Origin of the sequence: Hydrogenophaga sp., assembly GCF_030656115.1 — a bacterium.
Lineage (GTDB): Bacteria > Pseudomonadota > Gammaproteobacteria > Burkholderiales > Burkholderiaceae_C > Hydrogenophaga.
Window position 1 is genome coordinate 1 of record NZ_JAUSOO010000081.1, and the last position, 1,031, is coordinate 1,031.

Annotated in this window: 1 protein-coding gene; it reads left to right on the forward strand. The window is 64.4% G+C overall.

What is annotated here, in order from left to right; translation table 11 throughout:
• Window positions 1-891: VWA domain-containing protein (locus Q7J58_RS11885; RefSeq protein WP_304828026.1), on the forward strand; the 891-nt coding region annotated here is incomplete at its 5' end.
• Between the last annotated feature and the right edge of the window lie 140 nt (window positions 892-1,031).

Below are 1,031 nucleotides of genomic sequence, written 5' to 3' on the forward strand. Positions count from 1 at the left end.
TCTGACGCCAAACGCCAGACGCTGGCGCCCGAGCGCGCCGAGGAGCTTGAACTGGCGCGCAAGAAATTGTTCGAGGAGGTTCGCAATTTTGTCGAACGCAAACTCGCGCTCTTCGGCACGGCCCCGACGCGCCAGTTGCACGACGACTTCCTGCAAACGCAAAAGCTCTCCAACATCGAAAAGCGCGATTTCGCGCGCATGCCCGTCATCGTCAGCAAAATCGCCAAGCGGCTGGCTGATCGCCACTCGCGGCGCAAGAAGCAGCGGGTGCGCGGCCAGCTCGACTTCCGCAAGACCCAGCGCAAGAACGCGGCCTACGACGGCGTGATGTTCGAGACCTTCTGGCGCTCCAAGGTGGTGGACCGGCCACGCGTGGTGGCCATTTGCGACGTCAGCGGCTCGGTGCGCCAGTACGCGCGCTTTCTGCTGCTGTTCCTGCACAGCCTGGGCGAGCAGGTCAGCGACGTGCGCAGTTTCGCCTTCACCAACCACCTGGTGGACGTGAGCGACACCTTCGAGCTGCTGCCGGTCGAGCAAGCGGTCGACAAAGTGATGCAGGCCGTGGGCGGCAGCGGCACCGACTACGGTCAAACCCTGCTCGATATTGAAGAACAATTGCTGGGCGACATCGACCGCCGCACCACGGTGCTGATCCTGGGCGACGCGCGCAACAACCGCGGCGAGGCGCATGTCGAGGTCATGAAGCAGCTTTATGAGCGCGCGCGCCGGGTGATCTGGCTCAATCCCGAGCCCACCTCGTTCTGGGGCCTGGGCGACTCGGAAATGAAGCGCTACGCACCGTATTGCCACATCGCGCGCGAATGCAACTCCATCGCGCACCTGGAGAGCACACTGGACGCCTTGCTGCGCACCCATTCGGCCAGCGCCTGAAGCCCACCCACGCCCAAAGGACACTGCCCATGGCCCGCCCCACATTGCAACTCCACCCCCGCAAAGAGCCGGTCACCGCGCACCCGGCCGCCACCCTGCTGCTGCTGCGTGATGGTGCGCTTGGCGTCGAAGTGTTGATG